Origin of the sequence: Kaistella sp. SH40-3, from assembly GCF_030686865.1 — a bacterium.
In the GTDB taxonomy this organism is placed as follows: Bacteria; Bacteroidota; Bacteroidia; order Flavobacteriales; family Weeksellaceae; genus Kaistella.
The window spans coordinates 745,631-764,192 of the sequence record NZ_JAQYUS010000001.1; the positions used below are offsets into that span (position 1 = coordinate 745,631).

Here is an 18,562-nt window from a genome sequence, read left to right on the forward strand (position 1 = left end):
CTTTTGCTCAAATGTTTTTAAATAATGAAAAAAATTATAGGTTTTCTAAGTTTTGTTTTCAGTTTGGTGATTCTGTTCTCTTGCGAACCGGGACGTGATGAAAATGGCGATTTGCTTTTTGGAGTGAATAATCCAAATCAAAATGGTGGAGGTGGAACAACTGGTGTCGTAAAGCAGTTGAAATCGGTAACCTCAAAAGATGATAGCGGTGAAATCGTGACTTTTAATTATACTTATGGGCTGGGGAAATTGATCAAGGTGCAAACAAGTGATAACTCTATTTCTTACAGTTTGTCCTATGACAACAACAATATCAATAAAATAGAAATCTTACAGAATGACGGCTCTATAATAACCACGACTAATTTTACAATTACCTATAATAATGGACGATTTGTTGAAGCGCGAGGAGTGGGTAAAGAAGACACCGGAAACTCTTTTAAAAATACCATAACTGCGAGTTATACCAATAATAAAATATCGAAAATTTTATCTAAAATGGTAGGGGTGGATAGTGTAGATCCAACTGTTACTTACGATATGTTTTCTTTACAAAGCGATATCACTTATACATCAAATAACATTTCCACTTGGAAATTTTCTACTATATTTCCTGCAACGCCACCAGTTACGATTCCCCCGATTGTCATTACAAGTAACCTTAGCGACTACGACACTAAAGTAAACCCTTTTAATACTTTGCCTGAAACTTACAATATAATAAGTTCACTTTACGGATTTGAAAGTTCTGCGGTGACAGGTTTTTCTGCGAACAACTATAGAAAAATTACGGTTGATGGCCAATCGGCGACCTATGTTTATACTTATGATAACGATGGTTATCCAACAAAAGCAGTTGCTGATCATAATTTAGGAACGTTAACATTTCAATATCAATAAGATTTTAAAATGAAATACCTTATCGTAGGTCTCGGCAATAAAGGGGAAGAATATACAGAAACCCGGCATAATGTTGGGTTTAAAGTTGCAGAGAAAATTGCCGAAACTATTGAAGCACCTTTTAAATCCTCCAACTTTGGTTTGATGGCAGAAGGGAAATACAAAGGCAGAAAAGTCTTTATTCTAAAACCTGATACGTACATGAATTTGTCTGGAAATGCCGTGAAATTTTGGGTACAGAAAGAAAATATTCCTTTAGAGAATTTAATGATCGTAACTGATGATTTGTCTTTGCCTTTCGGAACATTAAGAATGAAAATGAAAGGTTCTGATGCAGGGCACAACGGATTGAAAAGTATTCAGGAACAACTTCAAACTCAGAATTATCCGCGTTTAAGATTTGGGATTTCTGCTGAGTTTTCCGAAGGAAAGCAAGTTGATTATGTTCTCGGAAAATGGGAAGGGGAAGAAAAAGAAAAACTTCCCGAACGAATCGAGAAGTCTGCTAAAGCCTGTTTGTCTTTTGTATTTGCCGGAATCCAGAATGCAATGACCTCTTTTAATGGTAAATAGGTTTTTTTCTTTATTCTAAATTTACTGCATATTTTTGTTTTTCTGTTTGCTCATTACCCAATTTGAGTTGGTTAAGTTGTAAATTTTTTGAATGTCTTTCAGTATATTTTCAAAGTCGATTTCTAGGTCGATAATTTTTCCTGTTTTCATATCGAAAACCCAACCATGCACAATCGGATATTCATCAACCAAATATTCTTCCTGCACACAAGCCATTTTAATAACGTTGATGCACTGTTCCTGAACATTCAGTTCTACCAATCGGTCGTAGCGTTTTTGCTCGTCGGCAATCGCATCTAATTCTGACTGATGCAAACGGTAAACGTCACGAATCGTTCTCAACCACGGATTCAAAAGACCTAAATCTTCCGGCGTCATTGCGGCTTTAATTCCACCACAACCATAATGTCCGCAAACGATAATATGTTTTACCTGAAGATGTTCCACAGCATACTGAATTACGGCAGTTGCGCTCATATCCAAAGTATTTACCACATTGGCGATATTTCGATGAACAAAGAGTTCTCCTGGTTTCATGCCCATCATTTCTTCTGCAGAAACTCGACTGTCGGAGCAACCGATGTACAGAAAATCTGGAGTTTGGGTAAGTGATAAATTTTTAAAAAACTCTGGATTTTCCGCAACTTGCGATTCTACCCATTTTCTATTATTTTCAAAAATAGCGTCGTAGGATTTTTTCATATAAACATGGAATTTGGTAACTATTGAAGTTCAATTAATGCTAATTAATGAACAGTGAAATTTTCGATACACAAAAATATGTTTTTTGTACTAAATGTAAGCGACTTCAGAGAAAGATTGATATTTTTGTACGTAAATACATTTGAATGAAAACGATTGTCCAAAAACTGTTGCCCACACTTACCGAAGAAAATTATGCTGATGAATTTCGGAATTTAAATATCGACAGTATTGATTTGGTTTCCTTGCGCGTGGAGGTTGAAAATAGATTGGGCAAAATGATTCCTAATAAAGAATGGCTTGCGTTCAGTAATCTTCAAGATATTTTAAATTACAGTGATGGAGAAGGATTTACAACTGCGAAAACCTCGGTTAGAACAAGTACAGAACCCATCAATGTAAAACATAATTTTATCAATATGCCGCAATTGTGTTTGGAGGGACTTTCGGAAAACTGGCTATTTAAAGAAGCGGGAAGTTTACATTGGGATTTACTTTGCGAAGGTTTAGGAACTTCTTCTTCTGAATTAAAAGATGATGTAGGCAACCGACTTTACGCCACATTTGTAAGAATTAGAATTGACGGAAATGGAAATCTAAGCGATTTTAAAGAAAATAATCCTTTCGAATTTAAAGCCGAACTTTCCCGTTTTGGAATGGGAATGTTTTTTAGCGACACTAATTTTCAGTCCGTCGATAACAATATCAAAATCGATATGATGACCAGTTTTTCGGTCCGGAAATCTACTGGCGATAATAAAAGTTTAGCGAAAAGTCAACCAACAATAGAGGATTGTGAAATCAAACAACATTCACAATTTCCTGTTTTTGGGAATGAGTATCGGTTGATCAAAAAGAATGAATTAAAAACTTTTTTCTACAAAGATTATATTTTCCATGTCTCTGACGAGCAATTATATACGTTTGAATATTCCTTAAATCCGTATTATGATTTGAATGGCGTTGGGCTTTTGTATTTCGCGTCTTATCCAATTATTAATGATTTCTGTGAATTGCAATTCTTTAATTCCCAGGAACAGTTGAAGTGGGAAGAAAATTATTTCACGCTATTTCGAGACGTGATGTATTATGCAAACTGTGATTCCCGCGACAAAATAATTTATGTTTTGAATTCCGTAGAAAACTTATCAGAAAACAGAGTGAAATTATGCAGCACGCTCATCCGAAAATCAGATGGAATGATGATGGCCAGAATCTTTACGATCAAACAGAGAAGAACTTTTTAAACTTTATTGTTAATGTAACCCTCAGTAGCATTATGAATATTAAAAATTCTGCAAGGATTTCCAATGACCAAAGAATTGTCGGGAACATCTTCTGCCAGATAAACATTTGGCGCAATCAGTACATTATTTCCGATGGTAATTCCGCCAACAATTACAGCATTTGGTCCGATCCAGACTTCATCACCAATAACGGGAGTTCCAATATATTTGCCACGATTGGCTTGGGCGATACTTACGCCTTGAGCAATATTGCAGTTTTTACCGATAATTACTTTTGGATTAATGGCAAGCAAACCCCAATGTCCGAGATATAATCCTTCACCAATCTGGGTTTCGGGATAGATTTGAAAACCATATTTAATTTGATAATGCCGCAAAATCAAACGCCAGAATTTTCCTAACATCGTATTTTTCGGATGTTTTTGAGTCGTTCTAAAAAGATAAATAAAATGCAAATTCGGATTGAAACATTTTTTAAATATTTCAAACTTTGAAAGCATCACGCCACTTTCGCGGTAAAAATCTTTTTGAATAATAGAGTTTTCAGACATAGAGGCAAAGATAAATGATTTATAATTCGTCTAAAATTTTAATGATTGAATTTACTGAATTTTCCAGATTAAAAGGCATTTCGTAATCTTTTAAATGTTCTTCGTATTGCTGAAAACGATCAGGGTTTTTAAGTGCTTTTTTCATTCCTTCATAAATTCCGTCTTCAGAATTTTCTACGATTAATCCGAGTTTTCCATCTGCTAACATTTCCCGAACACCCGAAACATCGGTTGCAATAATTTTCTTTTTCAACGTAATTGCTTCAAATAAAACGGTCGGAAAACCTTCATATCTGGAACTTAAAATATAAATATCTGCATTTTTAATAAAGGGATAAGGATTATCGGTGAATCCAAAAAGCGTCGATGTTTCAGAAACGCCTAAATCTTTTTGTAATTTTTTAATGTTTTCAAAATCATAGCCATCACCGAGAATTTGGATTCTGTGTTTGAAACCTTCCTCAAAAAGTCGTTTGTGAACTCGCAATAATCGATCGAATCCTTTCTGGGGAAAAACCGTTCCAACAGAAACGAAAGTTGGTTGCGGGTTTTGAGTTTCGGGTTTCGAGGTTTGATTTTCGAGTTCCGACTTTTTCAAAATTTCTTCCGTGTCCAAAGGATTATAAATTCGAACAATCTTATTTTTCTCCTTTTCAGTTCTCGCTAAAATTTCAAAATCCTGCTGAATTTTTTCTGAAATCACCATGATTTTATCAAAGCCAAAAAACTTGCGGATTTCATCATCAGTGTAATGATATAGTTCTGTTTTCTTTAAATCATTATGAATCCAAATCAATTTTTTAGATGATTTTAAAGGGGAATTTAATATTTCGTCGCGAAAACCGTGAATCGCCGCAAATTCGATATCGTACTTTTTACCCTTTAAAATAAATTGATAAAGAAGAGAAGGAAACATCTTTAACATCTTCTGATAAATCACGCGAAAGGCTTTTACAGGAATATCTTGCAAACGATTGGTCGTAATCATTTCCCCTTTATTCAAATACAAAACGTTGATCCAATTCGGAACTTCCGGTAAATATTTCCCTGAATATAAATTCAATAAAAGATCGATTTCACATTTGTCTTCCGGTAAGTTTTTCAAAAAAGTCACCAAAACTTTTTCTGCACCGCCATGGCGCAAAGAACCGATTCTGATGAGGATTTTCTTTTTCAAAGGATTGTGTTTCTACAAAGATAATAAAGCGGGTCAGTTAAGAAAAGTAATCCGTATATTTAATTTTAAAATTATATAAAATGGAAAAACGTATTGAAAATATTACCAAAATGGAAAATATTCTGAACCGCACCGACGACCTGATTTCAGAAATGGAAAAATTACTCGAAAAGTGGGAGCAGAATCAACAAGATTTTAACGAATTGATGAATTATTATAACAGTGAAGAAAGGGGAGAAGACCTGGAAGACGACCGGTTGAAAATTATTCCGCAAGATCTACCACGTGGTGTTTTAAGTGAGGATGCCGTTTTCGACACTTATGGGAATAGAAAAGATCTTTTAATAAAAATGATCAAATTGGGTGTCGCAGGTGTGGAATAATCTTTTAAGAATTTATCGGCCTTATTTTCATATTCTTTTTTAGCAAATTACTTTACAGGTTTGTAAATATGAGGAAGATTTTCTTTAATATAATCATCTAAGTTATTTCGAACCTTTTCTAATTCACGAGGATATACTACGTTGTTGGCCAGTAATTTATCTCCGTATTCTTCAATCGTACAGATGAATTTTGCAGGAACTCCAGCATAAACAGACCCTTTTCTGGTTGAGGTTGTCAAAATAGATCCTGCGCCCAAAATGCAATTGTCCTGCATTTCAACGCCGGGCATTATAATGGTATCGGCTCCAATGAGACATTGTTTCCCGATTTTTATACGACCGAAAGTTCTGACATCTTTATATTTCTCCAGAAAGTGCAGGGCGTTTTGTCCGCCATCATGATTTACAAACCGCACGTTATTTGAAAAGGTAGTTTCGTCTCCAATTTCAATTAAAAACGGTTCTGTCCCAAATTGTGGAACTTCTACAAAGCGAACATTTTTCCCTACTTTCAAACCTTTAGCCAGACAAATTTGAAGATAAATGTGCTGTATAAAACGTTCGTAAGTAGTGTGTAATTTTAAAATAATTCGGTATAAATAAATCATGCGTTACCTTTGTATAAATTTAAAATAATTTCTTCAATAGCAGAAAATATTTTTTGATTATCAAAATCGTCTTCTATAGTTTTCAAATTATCCTTTAACTCTGAAATCAATTTTTCATTGGTGATGAACGCCCTCATTGCATTGTAAATTTCTTCGGTTGTATAATCAATTAGATAGCCTGTTTTTCCGTCTTTAATCATCATTTCTACATCACCAACTTTGGTTGCAATGATTGGTTTTTGTAGAATTAATGCTTCTGCAATGACCAATGGCCAGGCTTCGGATTCAGACGGCATGATGAAAAAATCAGCATTTTTAATATAAGGATATGGATTCATTTTGTTGCCAATAAATTGATGCGTTTTATCAACGCCCAGTTTTTTCTGTTGACCCAAAAGATTTGTTAATTCTTCACCATCGCCAATGATAACAACGGAATGTTCAAAACCTTCTTTCAATAGTTGTGCGTGAGCGTCCATCAACTTATGATATCCTTTTCTGGTATGCAATCTACCTACAGAAACAAAGACGGGAGATTGAGGTAAATCAGTTATTTTTTCTTCGGCTTTCTTTTTGATTTCCTCAATCGGAATGGCATTAATAATCACACTTTCTTTTGGATACTGAAGATTTGGATACACTTGATGCAGCAAGTTCTGAATTTTTTCTGAACAATAAATCATGTAATCAAATTGCGGAAAATGCTTTAAGATTGCCGGTACTAAAGGTTGCAATTTCGGAACATTAATTTCAGAATGAAACCAACCGATTTTTTTTGATTTTTTATTGGAAGAATTTAAAACCGACTCGAAATCGTTATAAGTCATCGCGATTTCGATGTCGTATTCTTCTTTTAAGTACTCATTGTCAATGATTTTCGGATTCTTTCTGAATTTTTCCAGTTTATTTTTTCTTTTTAAAAGTTGAAATTTTTGAAGCAAAATATTTTTAGAAAAATCTTCTTTACCATCCGTCAAATATACTTTTCTAACATGTGCCGGAAATTCATTTCTCAATTCTCCCTGATTCAAATTTAAAAGAATGGTCATTTCAAATTTATTCTGATCCATGTTATTGAGAAGACTTAACATCACTTTTTCTACGCCGCCCATTTCCATGGAACGGTGGCGAAATAAGATTTTTATTTTTTTAGGAGAAGCAGTCATTCTAAAATAGGGATTGAAATAGAATTTTCAACTTCTTTTTAATTCGATAAGGAATAGAATTTTGATACTGTAATAAATCGAAAATTTCGTTTGAAGAAGTATATTCAGTCGGGATTTTTTTTCCATTAATTGTTTTGAGTTTTCTTCTTTGCATGGCATCCCAAATTACTTTTGCCCAATATTCGTAAGACTCTTTTTTATGGTCGTTTTGCGAAATTCCACCACTGTGAGTTCGGTATAAATAATTGGTTTCATTAATGAAAACCACTTTCCCTTTCTCGTATAATTTTAAATATAAATCCTGATCTTCGGAAATTTTTAATTCCGTGTTCATCTTTTCTGTGGTGAGATAAACCTCTTTTTTAAAGCAGACGAAATGCGCAATTTGTACAGGAATGTTAAAGAAATAGGGATCGTTATTTTGAACTTGTTGAGCAGATTTAAAAGCAGAAATCGGTTTTAAATTTTCATCACAAGAGATAAAACGCGAGTAAGTAAGAACTGCTTTTTTATCGTTTTGAAAAGCAGCAATGCTTTTTTCAATTGCAGTAGGTAAAATCGTGTCGTCAGGATCTACATAACCCACAATATCGCCTGTCGCCAATTCAATGAGTTTGCTTTTGGTGAATCCAACACCTTTGTTTTTAGCGTTTTCATAATATTTAAAACGAATATCTCCTTCAATTATTTGCTTTACTAAATTCTTTTCTACTTCCTCAGAAGCATCATCTAAAATAATTGCTTCCCAATTTTTATAGGTTTGTTCCAATAAAGATTGGTAACATTCCTTAAAATATTTCGCATTATTGTAATGTGCAATGAGAACAGAAAACTTCATCTTAATTTGTTTTGATGTCCAAATTCTGGTGATTGATTACAGTTGAATTTGCGGGAATATTCTTGTAGATTACGCAGCCCGCACCAATGATAACATTATCACCAATAGTTACTCTTTTTAATACAACAACATTACTGCCGCGAGCCAACAGTTTTTACCGACTTTTAAACCACGGGATTTGCAGATTTCGATATAGGCTTTATCGCGCAGTTCCGTAAAAATCCTATGGATTTTCAAAATGATCCTGTAGAGTAAATTCATCTGTTGGTTTTGCTGTCATAGCAAATATACTTTGTTTTTTTGTACAAATGTAATTTTAAAATTAGAAGTTTTTATTTTTTGGAAGCGTCAGACACTAACTAAAATAGTTTCGTGGTTTATTGGATTTAAAATAATTTAGATGCATTTTTACAGAACTCAAAAATTAATTGACCTTCCAACACGTTAGTTATTGATAATGAGTGTTTAACTTTAATAAAAAATCATCCGTAACTCTTCATAAATGGTGAAAAAAATAATTCTTAACGCCGACGATCTTGGTTTTTCTCTTGGGGTGAATGAAGCGATTTTAAATGCAAATAGAGACGGATATTTAAGTCATGCAAGTCTAATGGCAAACACTAAGTATTTTGACCACGCAATTTCCGAGGTTATTCCAAATTGTCCAAGTTTAAAAGTTGGTGTTCATGTAAATCTCACCTGCGCTTCTCCGCTTTTTTCTCAAAATTTATTGTCAATCAAAGGTGAACTTAAAAATACGTTTATCACCTTACTGTTTAGAAGAAAAACTAAAAAAGTTTTACAACATTTGGAACAAGAAATTGAACTTCAGATTTTAAAAATTAAGAATGCGGGTATAAATATTTCTCATATAGATGGTCATGAGCATGTACATATTATTCCATCCATCAATAAAATTGTACGGAAATTAGCGAATAAGCATAATATTCTGCGGGTGCGTGAAATTAATGAGAACATCTTTGAAAGTTATCAATTCAATGGCCGAACAGCCTCTTTCGCCAATGTTATTAAATTATTCTTGCTGAAATTTCTTTCTTTATTTAATGAAAATTCCAGGGAAATAGGATTTTATTCCATGTTAAATACGTGTGAAATTAATTCTACAAATTTATTTGCTTTTTTGCAGAAGAGTAAGAATTATAGTGTTGTAGAGGTGATGGTTCATCCTGGAATCTTAAGCATTGATTCAGCGGAATATTTTGAAAGTTTAAATGAACGGTTCGCAACATTTTTAAAAGATGGACATCGAAAATCTGAATATGGCCTGTGCTTTGATAAGAGATTTGAAAACTTTAAAAATTGTGATTTGATATAATTTTGTGGTATATAGTAAAACACAGTGCAACTAATTTAAAAACCACTACTTTATCTGTGTACGCACTATCAGGAAAAACACAAATTATATCGTTTTTGTTAAAATAAGAATTATTTCTTCAATCTCATTGAATATTTTTTGATTGTCAAATTCATTTTCGATTTCTCTGAGGTTTTCTTTTAAATCAGAAATTAAAGATTTATTAATCAGAAACTCTTTCATTGCATCATATATTTCTTGTGTTTTATAACCGATGAGGTAGCCGGTTTTTTTATGTTTAATCATTAATCCAACATCTCCAACTTCAGTGGCAATAATCGGTTTTTGTAAAATAAGGGCTTCCGCGATAACTAAAGGCCAAGCTTCCGATTCAGAAGGCATAATGAAAAAATCTGCGTTTTTAATGTAGGCATAAGGATTCATTTTGTTCCCAGCTAAAATAAATGTTTGTTCAATGCACAATTTTTTTTGTTGTGCTAAAAGATTCGGAAGTTCTTCTCCATCCCCAATAATCATTACAGAATGTTCAAAACCGTCCTTTAAAAGTTGAGCATGAACTTCCATCAATTTGTGATAGCCTTTTCGGGTATGTAATCTTCCAACGGAAACAAAAACAGGGCTTTTTGGCAAATCAGTTATTTTTTCTGCAGCTTTCTTTTTAATTTCCTGAAGTGGAATGGCGTTGATAATTACGCTTTCTTTTGGGTAATTAAGATTCGGATAATCGTTGTGCATCATTTCCTTAATTTTCTCTGAACAATAAACCATATGGTCAAACTGTGGGAAATGCTCTAAAATCTTTGGTACCAAAACCTGCAATTTCGGATGATTAATTTCGGAATGAAACCAACCTATTTTTTTTGAATATTTATTACTGGAATTTAAAATAGGTTCAAAATCATTGTAAGTCATTCCGATTTCAATATCATAAGAATTTTTCAGATAATTGCTATCGATGAGTTTTGGATTTCTTCTCAATTTTTCCAGTTTTATTCTTCTTAATAGAAGTTGAAATTTTTGGATAAATTTATTTTTAGAAAAGCTTTCTTTTCCTTTTGCTAAAAAAACTTTCCTTACATGAGAAGGAATTTCATTTTTCAATTCTCCCTGATCAATACTTAAAAGCACAGTTATTTCAAATAAATCACGATTAAGATTGTTCAGTAAACTGAGCAGTACTTTTTCTACGCCGCCCATTTCCATAGAGCGGTGGCGGAAGAGTATTTTTATTTTTTTAGTTGACATCGTTTATGTTTGGTTTCTAAAATTGTGCTCGATTTTTATTTATAAAGAATTTTCGTAAAGTAGGGGAGCATTGATTTTGGAATTTTTAAATACCAATTATATATTTGGAATTTTTTTTCATTAGGAAAATTTGCGTTGGTTTTGGTTAAGATACTTTTTAAATCAGTATGATTCTGGTATTTTAATGCCGTTTTTGCAGCAAATAAGAGGTCGGAAACAGTATTGTTGTAATTGGGTTTTAGTATATTTAAATAATTTTCAGGATCAAAATTTTCATAAGAATCTTCTCCTTTTTCTTTCTGTTCTATGAAAAAAGACCGCGCTTTTTCAACAAATAACCATCGGATCATTTTGCTGTCTTTTCTCGATATTGAATCTTCTAAAATCCTGTATTTTAAAAGAGGTTCTTGAATGTTTGCAAATTTATAACCTTCTATCATCAATCTGAAATAGAGGTCATAATCTTCACAATAGAGCATTTTCTCGCGATAAGATATTTTTTTATTATTTCGAAATAAAATTACAGGGTGGTACATCGAAATATTTTTGAACATATTCTTTTGAATGTCTTCATCGGTATGGTATGCAGGTAATAGATTGGTGTTTAATCCATCTTGATCAATTAGTTGGAGATCACTTCCAACCATGAAAATGTTTTCACTTTTTTGAAGAAAGTCCACTTGCTTTTCGAATCGGTTCAAATCAGAGATGTCATCGGCATCCATGCGAGCGATAAATTGGCCTTTTGCTGCATTTAAACCCAGGTTAAGATTTTCTATAAATCCTTTAGGGCCTTTGTTCTCTTTTTTTGTAATGAGTACAATTCGTGAATCTTGAGTTCTATATTTTTCTATAATTTCTAAAGTGCGATCTGTTGAAGCGTCTTCTATGATGATGAATTCAAAGTCTTTAAAGGTTTGATTTAAAATAGAATCCATCGCTTCATGAAGATATTTCTCTCCATTGTAGACGGACATTATAACAGATAATATGGGGGAATTATTCATCATAGAAAATTACAATTGTTTTATCTGAAGTTCCTGTTTCAATGTCACTAAACTATTATCAGGGACGTCTTTATAAACTAAAACGCCCGTTCCAATAATACAATTATCACCAATGGTTACCCCTTTTAAAATAGTAACATTTGCTCCAGTCCAAACATTATTGCCAATCTTTATTTTACCGATATTGAAATCTGTTTTTGAAACTGAAAATGGATTTGTGGTGTATTGATGATTATGATCAAATAATTTCATTCCTTCTCCTAAAATACAATTTTCTCCAATTTCTATTTCACCCAAACACGAAATTGTAGCTCTGGTAATATAAGTTTCTTTACCGATTTTTAAACGAGCATTTTTTTTAACGGTGATAAAATTATTGCTATTTAAAGTTACGTTTTCAGCGATTTCGAAAATAGCTTCTGGAGATATATCTAAAACATTGTCCCCGCCTAATTTAAAAGAATCGTGAATCTTACTTTTAGTATTTCTGAAGAATAATTTCCTTTGAGTATGCACAAGTAAATGTTTTAATGCGTAATGGTATTTTACCGCTATTCTTGAAAGAAGATCAATCATTTGTGTTTCGCTTTTTCTAATGAACCAAAGGTAATAATTTAAATATTATTAGGTATTTTTGGGGAAAATAAATCCATGCAGCCTTTAGTTACTATTTCGATTCCGCTCTACAAATGTGAAGATTTTCTTAATGCGTGTTTAGAATCTGTAAGAGCACAAACTTATTCCAATATCGAAGTAACATTAATCAATGATCAAACGCCGGATAATAGTGTTGAGATTGCCGAGAACTTCATCAAAAATAATGATCTGAAAAACTGGAAAATTTATCATTTAGAAAAAAATTCCGGTTTATCGGTGGTTCGAAATAAAGGGATTGATACCGCAGAGGGAAAGTATCTTTTTTTTCTGGATAGTGATGACACGATTACACCCGATTGTATTTCGAGCTTAGTTGAGATTGCTGAAAAAACAGGTGCGGAAATGACGATTTCTCAACTGGAATGTGAGCAATTGGAAACTGGCGAAAAATCCATTTGTATTAAAATTCAGTCCGAAAAGGAAGTTATTACAGGAAAAGATGAAATATTGAAAGATTTTGCGAATGGAGACTTAGTGACGTATGCGGTAAACAAATTGTTTTTAGTTGATTTTATTCGAATTAACAAGATTTATTTTATACCCGGTTTATTTGCGCAAGATGAATTATGGACTTTTCATTTGATTTTGAAGTTAAATAAAATCGCTATCCATAAAGGCATTACTTACACCTATTTTCTACATCAAAAATCAGTAATTCATAATCGGGATAAAAGACATTTTGATAACTGGGGTACGATCGTTAGCCATTTTGATGCTGCTTTGAAATCTGAAAATCAGGAAGAAACCAGCGCTTTGATCCGAACGCATATGATCAATTACAAAACCATGACCTTGATTATGAACTGGAAAGCAAAGAAAAAAGAATCGGAGTGGATTTATAGTTTTAATCTTTACAAGAAATATCCTAATTTAAGATTTCGAGATTATTTCAGATCAAATTATAGTTTCGAAACAAAGAAAAAAGCACTGAAACTTGAACTTCCGACTTCTATCGCAATCCGACTTTTTAAATATATGTATTACCGGTAATTACTTTTTAATTTTATAAAATTGACGGAGTAAAGAAAAATTAGAAAGTAGAATTTGATTGTAAACTTTTGCAAAACCTCTGTAGGTTTCTAAGACTGTTTTTTTATCTAAACCGTGGTAAGCGCTTTTTAGTCTATTGTTATAAAATTCATTTTGCTCCGCTGAAAGTATTGGTTTAAAATAGTGATGGACTTTGACAGCATCAATAAAGTTTTTATAAGCAACGCTTTCAAAAATCGCTTTCCTACTTTCATATAAGTGGAGTTTTTTGGCAAAATCTCTCATGTAGAGATCTGTGGCTACGATGTCTATTTTTTTTAAGTTAAAAGATTTCGCAGAAGAGTTTAGAAAAATATAATGCGTGTAAATTCCGTTGCAAGTTCCTATTTTGTGAGCATATTGCAAAAGTTGCCGTTCTACAATTTCGTCTGCATTTAGCAGTCGCTCTGTAAATCGAAACGAAACTTTCTTAAAGAGGTCTTTGCGGTAAAAACCACGAAAATGAATATCATATCGGCCAATTGTTTTTTGAAGTGCGTCAGAACCTGTAATCCAGTGAGATCTATATTCGTCGATATTTTCTAATAGTTCATCCAAAGCGTAAATGTTTTTTATTTTACCATCGCTGAATATTGTTTTCACAATCAATCCAACCATATCCAATTCTGGATTTTTTGTAAATTCCTGAACCGCTTTTTCTACTGCGTCGGAAGAAATAGAATCGTCATGATCAAAAAGCATTATATATTCGCCGGTTGCAGCATCTTGTCCTGCAGCTTTTGCATATTGTGCCGTTCCCTCATTTTTTTTATTAATAATCTGAATTCGGTCGTCTTTTTTCTGATAGGCTAAAAGTTGATTGAGCGTATCATCTTTAGAACCATCATTTACACAGATGAATTCAATGTTTTTATAAGATTGATTGAGAAGGGAATCCATCGCTTTACGGACAAAATCGCCCAGAGAAACTGAATTGTAAAAGGTGGTGATAATTGTTACGGTTGGGTTGGTGTGGTTTTGCATCATTATAAAAATAGAAAGGATTAGTGCTCAAGTTTTTTTAAGACGTTTCTGATTTTTCCAATATTCTTTTCGTTACTCATCATATCCAAATAATCCTTTTTTATTCTTTTCGAAAAGCCTTCCAAAATATCACGATTGTCGTGAAGAAAAATAATTGCATTCGCCATCTCGTCGATATCTCGATTGATGAAAAGCCCATTAACTCCGTCTTGAATAACCATCGATGGCAATCCTATAAAAGTAGATACCGATGGGATATCAGAAAGACTCGCTTCACAAAACATCGTAGGAGCTCCATCACCACTTGATGCAATTACGGCAAGATCTACATCATTGTAAAATTCGATCATTTCTTCGTAGGATGCATTGAAGGAGGTTTTTAACCGAATTTTTCTGCCGGTTTCGAGAACTTTTTGTACTGCTGGTTCAATAACTTCAAAAAAACCTTTTACCTCCCGATGTGGATTTCCTGTCCAGCCTAAAGTAAACATCTCACTTTTAAGTTTTGTTCTTCCAAAAAATTCTTCTTTATAAATTCCAAGTGCAAATTCAATGTTTTCCGTATAATCCTTGTAGGCATTAATGAGATTATTATTAGCAAGTAAAAGAAAATCATAATGTTTTAAATATTTCTCAAAAAACGCTGCTCGCGAAAGAGAATTAACATCGGTTTTGGTTTTGATGTCGTATTCCGGGCCAAGATGGGGAAAACAGTCATTAAAAATACCGACCAAGTTTCTGCGACCTTTAAATGGGATTTCGGAGCTGTACTGAAAAAAATAAGCCATCGAAATGAGGTAATCAAATTTTAGAATTTCAACTTGTTTTGATTCATCATTAAAAGGGGTTACAAAAGCTTTAGTGAATTTTGGGAAAGAATAGTTTCCAGAGGAATGAATGAACTGAACTTTCTTATTCTGCTTAAAAAATAATTGATAAAAAGTGAATCGAATTTGTGAAATAGCATTTAATACAAAAATGTTGAGCCAACTCATTTTCTGGAGTTCTTTTATCCGATAAACTTCATTGCAAACATAATAACAATCGTACTCATCTGATAACTTCAATGACCATGATTTGACCATGAAATAGAATGCCCAATCTTTAAAATCAACCTCAAACAGTATTTTTTTCTTCATTAATGCAAATTATCTGGGAAGTTACAATTTTTAGAGATAATGGTGTTTTAAAGAGCTTAATTATAATGGGTCATGAAATTTTTATGTATTTTTAGGCATAATTTTAAAATAAAGATGCTGTTTACGGTTTTTACTCCCACTTATAATCGAAGTCATTTACTTACTCGCCTTTTTCAAAGTTTATGCAGCCAAACTGTTCGTAATTTTGAGTGGCTAATTATTGATGATGGTTCAACGGATGATACCAAAGAGTTAGTTTCTCATTTTATTGACAGAACTGATTTCCCTATTCGATATATTAAACAGAAAAATCAAGGAAAGCATATTGCCATTAATACTGCAGTAAATAACGCGCTGGGAAAATGGTATCTGCCTGTGGACAGCGATGACTTTCTCCGAAAAGATTGTTTGGAAGTTTGCCAAGAATTAACTCTGGAAACAGATAATAAAGAATTTGGGGGCTTTGCTTTTATTCATGCGCCTGAAGAAATGAGTCATACAAGCAGGAGCAGTGAAATTAAGAAATGGACCGAATACAATAGTTATCAATGGGGTTTTGCCGGCGAAATGATTTATGTTTTTAAAATGCAGGTGATTCGAAAATTTCCTTTTCCTATTTTTGAAAAGGAAAAATTCTGCCAGGAGAGCGTCCAGCTTATTCCCATTATTAAAAATTATAAGATTCTTTTCACCGATCATATTTTAGCTTTTGGCGAATACCTGGAAGATGGTTTGAGTCAGAATTTATATCAGCGATTGCTCGATAATCCGAAATATGCGATGCTTTCTTTTAAAACGAAACTTCTGGTTGCAAAATCTAAAGAAGAGAAAGAAACGCTTACCAAAAACTATTGGGATATTGCTTTAAAAACTAATCAGCCGAAAATCACGGTTTTTTTTAACTTTCCGCTTTTATTGAATTTATTTTATTTTAAATATCGAATTCTACAAAAACTTAAAGTTTAGTTTTTAAGAGGTTAGTAATAACTTTTTGTATTTCTTCACCCCAAAAATCCCAATTCAACTCTTCTTCATATTTTTTTCTGGCATTCAAAGAAAGCTTTTTTATTTGATTCGGATTGCGGAGCAGGACTTCTATTTTATCAGCATATTGCTCTGCATTTGCATCTAAAGGTAAAAGGAAACCTGTTTTCTCAGATTCTACTATGGCTTCAACCCCACCAGTATTGGTAGAAATCACGGGTAATCCGTAACTCGCAGCTTCACAAAAAGAAATCGGAGTGCAATCCGCTCGTGTTGGCATAAACATAAAATGAGAGTGCTGTAAAAAATCAAAAATCTGTTGCGCTTCTGCAGGATTGTTTTTATTTAAAAAAGGAATTACATTCATTTCATCCGCAGCTGTAACAGGTGGAATACATCCCACGACTTGAAGTTTTACAGGATAATTTCTTTCGCGTAAAATCTTGATAGTGTCCAAGGCGATTTGTCCTCCCTTTCGTTCCCATTCCACTCCTAGAAAGAGAAATGTAATTTCGCTACTATAATCTTTTTCTACGATTTCTTCTGGCGCAATAGAATTTGATCCAAATTTAATGACTTTTACTTTTTCCTTTGGGGTTTTATAAAAATCGATGGCATGCTTCGCTGCCCAATTAGAGGAGAAAACTAGTGCGTCAGATTTTTGAAGCGCTAGTCTTTCAATGAATATCGTGGTTTTTTTTGAAAGCCATCCAAATCCACTCATTCCGTCATAATAATTTAAGAGCTGACGAAAGGTGGCATCATTGAGATAAAGAATAGGTTTGTTTGTTTTTAAAAAAGCAATATCTGTAATCGTTGTTGGCGCAAAAATAACATCTGCATCGGAAGATTTTAGATTTCTTTGAAGTTTTCGGGAAGCTGAAAAAGCTTTTGCTAAAAAATGATTTGGGTTGAATCCTCGGTTAAATATTTTTCTGTGAAGATTTTCAATGGTTAAAAAAAAGCGGGATTCTAAATTGGTGAATCTGTTTACAGGAATCCACTCCACCTCAAAACCTTGTGCCAAAAAAGCTTGGAACATCTTAAAAATAGTTCCCGACCAAATTTTCTTATCGGTTGGTGGGCCACTACAAAGAAATGCGATTTTAGTTTTTTTTGTCATTTTTAGCGCAATAGAAAATAGGTAAGTTATTTTTTCATCCAGGAATAAATGAAGATCCGGTTTCGCAGCAGCCAAGGTAGAAATTTTAAAGCAGCAAAAAACCTGTTTCCTTTCATTAAAATATTAAAATTAATTTTGGAACGGGAGAAAATCAGCCAGTTGGATAGTTTTTTAATTTCTCCGCCGTAGTATTTGCCGATAGTTTCATCCAGTTTATTATGTTGTAAGTCACGTTTGAAATTGATCTTGCCGGCAGAAAGTCCCGCTTGATGTCTTCTGTACGCTGACATTTTCTTTGGGATGCCATGAAGTTTTCCTAAGGTCGAAGCGGCTAAAAACAAAACAGTGTCGAAGTATTGTAAATCAGGTTCATGTAAAGTAGCTTTTTTGGCTTCAGATTTTAAAACTTCTGCACGCATCATCACTGTTGCCGTATGTACGATCCAGTGTTTATAGATTTCTACCGCTGAATATTCGCGGTCTTCAACTTTCGAAAATAAGGTTTCATTAATTTTTACATCATCAGAAATATTAACTGCAGTATGAAAACATAGACTGTAATCTGGATTATTTATTAAGAAATCAATTTGTGTTTGCAGTTTATTGGGATCTGTCCAGTAATCATCGCCTTCACAGAATGCCACAAAAGATCCGGTTACCATTTTTAAGGCAGAATAGAAATTGGGAGTTGCTCCAATGTTTTTGGGCTGTCTCACATATTTCACTTCAAAATTAGAAGGTGTATTTTGAATGATATTTTTTATAACTGAATCTGTTTGGTCTTGCGAATGGTCATCACAAATAATAAGTTCCACATCAGCATCTACGACTTGCGAAAAAACACCTTCCAGATTTTGGGAGATGAATTTTTCATGGTTATAAGTAAGGATGATGATTGAGATTTTAGTCATGA

20 protein-coding genes and 1 pseudogene are annotated in these 18,562 nt (G+C 33.2%); 7 read left to right on the forward strand and 14 right to left on the reverse strand.

Translation table 11 applies throughout. The annotated features are described in order from the left end of the window. Window positions 1-24 precede the first annotated feature (24 nt). Window positions 25-900: a hypothetical protein gene (locus PUH65_RS03435; RefSeq protein WP_305520358.1), complete on the forward strand. Its 876-nt coding sequence runs from the start codon at window positions 25-27 to the stop codon at window positions 898-900. A 9-nt stretch (window positions 901-909) separates the two neighbouring features. Then, window positions 910-1,473 (forward strand): aminoacyl-tRNA hydrolase, encoded by a 564-nt coding sequence (gene pth, locus PUH65_RS03440; protein ID WP_305520357.1) that lies wholly within the window; start codon window positions 910-912, stop codon window positions 1,471-1,473. A 21-nt stretch (window positions 1,474-1,494) separates the two neighbouring features. On the opposite strand, the gene PUH65_RS03445 is transcribed toward pth, so the two are convergent. Continuing rightward, entirely contained in the window at window positions 1,495-2,175 is a 681-nt protein-coding gene (locus tag PUH65_RS03445) for a carbonic anhydrase (protein ID WP_305520356.1), read from the reverse strand. 146 nt (window positions 2,176-2,321) lie between these two features. On the opposite strand from PUH65_RS03445, the gene PUH65_RS03450 reads away from it, so the two are divergent. Then, window positions 2,322-3,422, forward strand: a complete 1,101-nt coding sequence (locus PUH65_RS03450; RefSeq protein ID WP_305520355.1) for a Pnap_2097 family protein — start codon at window positions 2,322-2,324, stop codon at window positions 3,420-3,422. On the opposite strand, the gene PUH65_RS03455 is transcribed toward PUH65_RS03450, so the two are convergent. Then, window positions 3,419-3,973, reverse strand: a complete 555-nt coding sequence (locus tag PUH65_RS03455; RefSeq protein WP_305520354.1) for a serine acetyltransferase — start codon at window positions 3,971-3,973, stop codon at window positions 3,419-3,421. The genes PUH65_RS03450 and PUH65_RS03455 overlap by 4 nt on opposite strands. 19 nt (window positions 3,974-3,992) lie before the next feature. Continuing rightward, the gene (locus PUH65_RS03460) at window positions 3,993-5,150 is read right to left on the reverse strand and encodes a glycosyltransferase (protein WP_305520353.1); all 1,158 of its coding nucleotides are present in this window, start codon (window positions 5,148-5,150) and stop codon (window positions 3,993-3,995) included. A gap of 80 nt (window positions 5,151-5,230) precedes the next feature. On the opposite strand from PUH65_RS03460, the gene PUH65_RS03465 reads away from it, so the two are divergent. After that, window positions 5,231-5,533: a DUF4298 domain-containing protein gene (locus PUH65_RS03465; RefSeq protein ID WP_305520352.1), complete on the forward strand. Its 303-nt coding sequence runs from the start codon at window positions 5,231-5,233 to the stop codon at window positions 5,531-5,533. A 47-nt stretch (window positions 5,534-5,580) separates the two neighbouring features. On the opposite strand, the gene PUH65_RS03470 is transcribed toward PUH65_RS03465, so the two are convergent. From PUH65_RS03470 to PUH65_RS03485, 4 genes and pseudogenes are all read right to left on the reverse strand, one after another. Next, window positions 5,581-6,141, reverse strand: coding sequence for a DapH/DapD/GlmU-related protein (locus tag PUH65_RS03470; protein WP_305520351.1), 561 nt, complete (start codon window positions 6,139-6,141; stop codon window positions 5,581-5,583). Then, window positions 6,138-7,307 carry a glycosyltransferase gene (locus PUH65_RS03475; RefSeq protein ID WP_305520350.1) on the reverse strand — a complete coding sequence of 390 codons (1,170 nt, stop codon included), beginning with the start codon at window positions 7,305-7,307 and terminating at the stop codon, window positions 6,138-6,140. Before PUH65_RS03475 ends, PUH65_RS03470 begins: the two co-directional genes overlap by 4 nt. 1 nt (window position 7,308) lies before the next feature. Then, window positions 7,309-8,145: a glycosyltransferase gene (locus tag PUH65_RS03480; protein WP_305520349.1), complete on the reverse strand. Its 837-nt coding sequence runs from the start codon at window positions 8,143-8,145 to the stop codon at window positions 7,309-7,311. A gap of 1 nt (window position 8,146) precedes the next feature. Further along, window positions 8,147-8,313: pseudogene (locus tag PUH65_RS03485) on the reverse strand (DapH/DapD/GlmU-related protein); the annotation flags it as partial. Window positions 8,314-8,650: 337 nt separating this feature from the next. Here PUH65_RS03485 and PUH65_RS03490 point away from each other — a divergent pair. After that, entirely contained in the window at window positions 8,651-9,481 is an 831-nt protein-coding gene (locus tag PUH65_RS03490) for a carbohydrate deacetylase (RefSeq protein WP_305520348.1), read from the forward strand. Between the two features lie 84 nt (window positions 9,482-9,565). Here PUH65_RS03490 and PUH65_RS03495 read toward each other — a convergent pair whose 3' ends face one another. From PUH65_RS03495 to PUH65_RS03505, 3 genes are read right to left on the reverse strand one after another with little or no spacing between them, the layout of a single operon-like run. Beyond that, a complete protein-coding gene (locus tag PUH65_RS03495) occupies window positions 9,566-10,726 on the reverse strand; it encodes a glycosyltransferase (RefSeq protein ID WP_305520347.1) in 1,161 nt (386 codons plus the stop codon). 35 nt (window positions 10,727-10,761) lie between these two features. Next, entirely contained in the window at window positions 10,762-11,703 is a 942-nt protein-coding gene (locus PUH65_RS03500) for a glycosyltransferase (RefSeq protein WP_305532462.1), read from the reverse strand. Between the two features lie 39 nt (window positions 11,704-11,742). Beyond that, on the reverse strand, window positions 11,743-12,309 hold the full coding sequence (locus PUH65_RS03505; protein WP_305520345.1) for a DapH/DapD/GlmU-related protein: 567 nt from the start codon (window positions 12,307-12,309) through the stop codon (window positions 11,743-11,745). 75 nt (window positions 12,310-12,384) lie between these two features. Between PUH65_RS03505 and PUH65_RS03510 the strand changes: the two genes are divergently transcribed. Continuing rightward, window positions 12,385-13,380, forward strand: a complete 996-nt coding sequence (locus tag PUH65_RS03510) for a glycosyltransferase (protein ID WP_305520344.1) — start codon at window positions 12,385-12,387, stop codon at window positions 13,378-13,380. On the opposite strand, the gene PUH65_RS03515 is transcribed toward PUH65_RS03510, so the two are convergent. Beyond that, the gene (locus tag PUH65_RS03515; protein ID WP_305520343.1) at window positions 13,381-14,406 is read right to left on the reverse strand and encodes a glycosyltransferase family 2 protein; all 1,026 of its coding nucleotides are present in this window, start codon (window positions 14,404-14,406) and stop codon (window positions 13,381-13,383) included. A 17-nt stretch (window positions 14,407-14,423) separates the two neighbouring features. Then, complete coding sequence (locus PUH65_RS03520; RefSeq protein WP_305520342.1) at window positions 14,424-15,542, reverse strand: glycosyltransferase; 1,119 nt, start codon at window positions 15,540-15,542, stop codon at window positions 14,424-14,426. A 114-nt stretch (window positions 15,543-15,656) separates the two neighbouring features. Between PUH65_RS03520 and PUH65_RS03525 the strand changes: the two genes are divergently transcribed. Then, on the forward strand, window positions 15,657-16,508 hold the full coding sequence (locus tag PUH65_RS03525) for a glycosyltransferase family A protein (protein ID WP_305520341.1): 852 nt from the start codon (window positions 15,657-15,659) through the stop codon (window positions 16,506-16,508). Here PUH65_RS03525 and PUH65_RS03530 read toward each other — a convergent pair. Together PUH65_RS03530 and PUH65_RS03535 are read right to left on the reverse strand one after the other, a co-directional pair. Beyond that, a complete protein-coding gene (locus tag PUH65_RS03530) occupies window positions 16,498-17,649 on the reverse strand; it encodes a glycosyltransferase family 4 protein (RefSeq protein WP_305520340.1) in 1,152 nt (383 codons plus the stop codon). The genes PUH65_RS03525 and PUH65_RS03530 overlap by 11 nt on opposite strands. A 26-nt stretch (window positions 17,650-17,675) precedes the next feature. Beyond that, a complete protein-coding gene (locus PUH65_RS03535) occupies window positions 17,676-18,560 on the reverse strand; it encodes a glycosyltransferase (protein WP_305520339.1) in 885 nt (294 codons plus the stop codon). Window positions 18,561-18,562: the final 2 nt, after the last annotated feature.

Coding starts and splice junctions, on each gene's coding strand:
- PUH65_RS03465 (WP_305520352.1), top strand. CDS start 5,231: ATGGAAAAACGTATTGAAAATATTACCAAAATGGAAAATATTCTGAAC.
- PUH65_RS03475 (WP_305520350.1), bottom strand. CDS start 7,307: ATGACTGCTTCTCCTAAAAAAATAAAAATCTTATTTCGCCACCGTTCC.
- PUH65_RS03520 (WP_305520342.1), bottom strand. CDS start 15,542: ATGAAGAAAAAAATACTGTTTGAGGTTGATTTTAAAGATTGGGCATTC.
- PUH65_RS03535 (WP_305520339.1), bottom strand. CDS start 18,560: ATGACTAAAATCTCAATCATCATCCTTACTTATAACCATGAAAAATTC.
- PUH65_RS03505 (WP_305520345.1), bottom strand. CDS start 12,309: ATGATTGATCTTCTTTCAAGAATAGCGGTAAAATACCATTACGCATTA.
- PUH65_RS03495 (WP_305520347.1), bottom strand. CDS start 10,726: ATGTCAACTAAAAAAATAAAAATACTCTTCCGCCACCGCTCTATGGAA.
- pth (WP_305520357.1), top strand. CDS start 910: ATGAAATACCTTATCGTAGGTCTCGGCAATAAAGGGGAAGAATATACA.
- PUH65_RS03480 (WP_305520349.1), bottom strand. CDS start 8,145: ATGAAGTTTTCTGTTCTCATTGCACATTACAATAATGCGAAATATTTT.
- PUH65_RS03470 (WP_305520351.1), bottom strand. CDS start 6,141: ATGATTTATTTATACCGAATTATTTTAAAATTACACACTACTTACGAA.
- PUH65_RS03455 (WP_305520354.1), bottom strand. CDS start 3,973: ATGTCTGAAAACTCTATTATTCAAAAAGATTTTTACCGCGAAAGTGGC.
- PUH65_RS03450 (WP_305520355.1), top strand. CDS start 2,322: ATGAAAACGATTGTCCAAAAACTGTTGCCCACACTTACCGAAGAAAAT.
- PUH65_RS03530 (WP_305520340.1), bottom strand. CDS start 17,649: ATGACAAAAAAAACTAAAATCGCATTTCTTTGTAGTGGCCCACCAACC.
- PUH65_RS03515 (WP_305520343.1), bottom strand. CDS start 14,406: ATGATGCAAAACCACACCAACCCAACCGTAACAATTATCACCACCTTT.
- PUH65_RS03525 (WP_305520341.1), top strand. CDS start 15,657: ATGCTGTTTACGGTTTTTACTCCCACTTATAATCGAAGTCATTTACTT.
- PUH65_RS03435 (WP_305520358.1), top strand. CDS start 25: ATGAAAAAAATTATAGGTTTTCTAAGTTTTGTTTTCAGTTTGGTGATT.
- PUH65_RS03445 (WP_305520356.1), bottom strand. CDS start 2,175: ATGAAAAAATCCTACGACGCTATTTTTGAAAATAATAGAAAATGGGTA.
- PUH65_RS03510 (WP_305520344.1), top strand. CDS start 12,385: ATGCAGCCTTTAGTTACTATTTCGATTCCGCTCTACAAATGTGAAGAT.
- PUH65_RS03500 (WP_305532462.1), bottom strand. CDS start 11,703: ATGTCCGTCTACAATGGAGAGAAATATCTTCATGAAGCGATGGATTCT.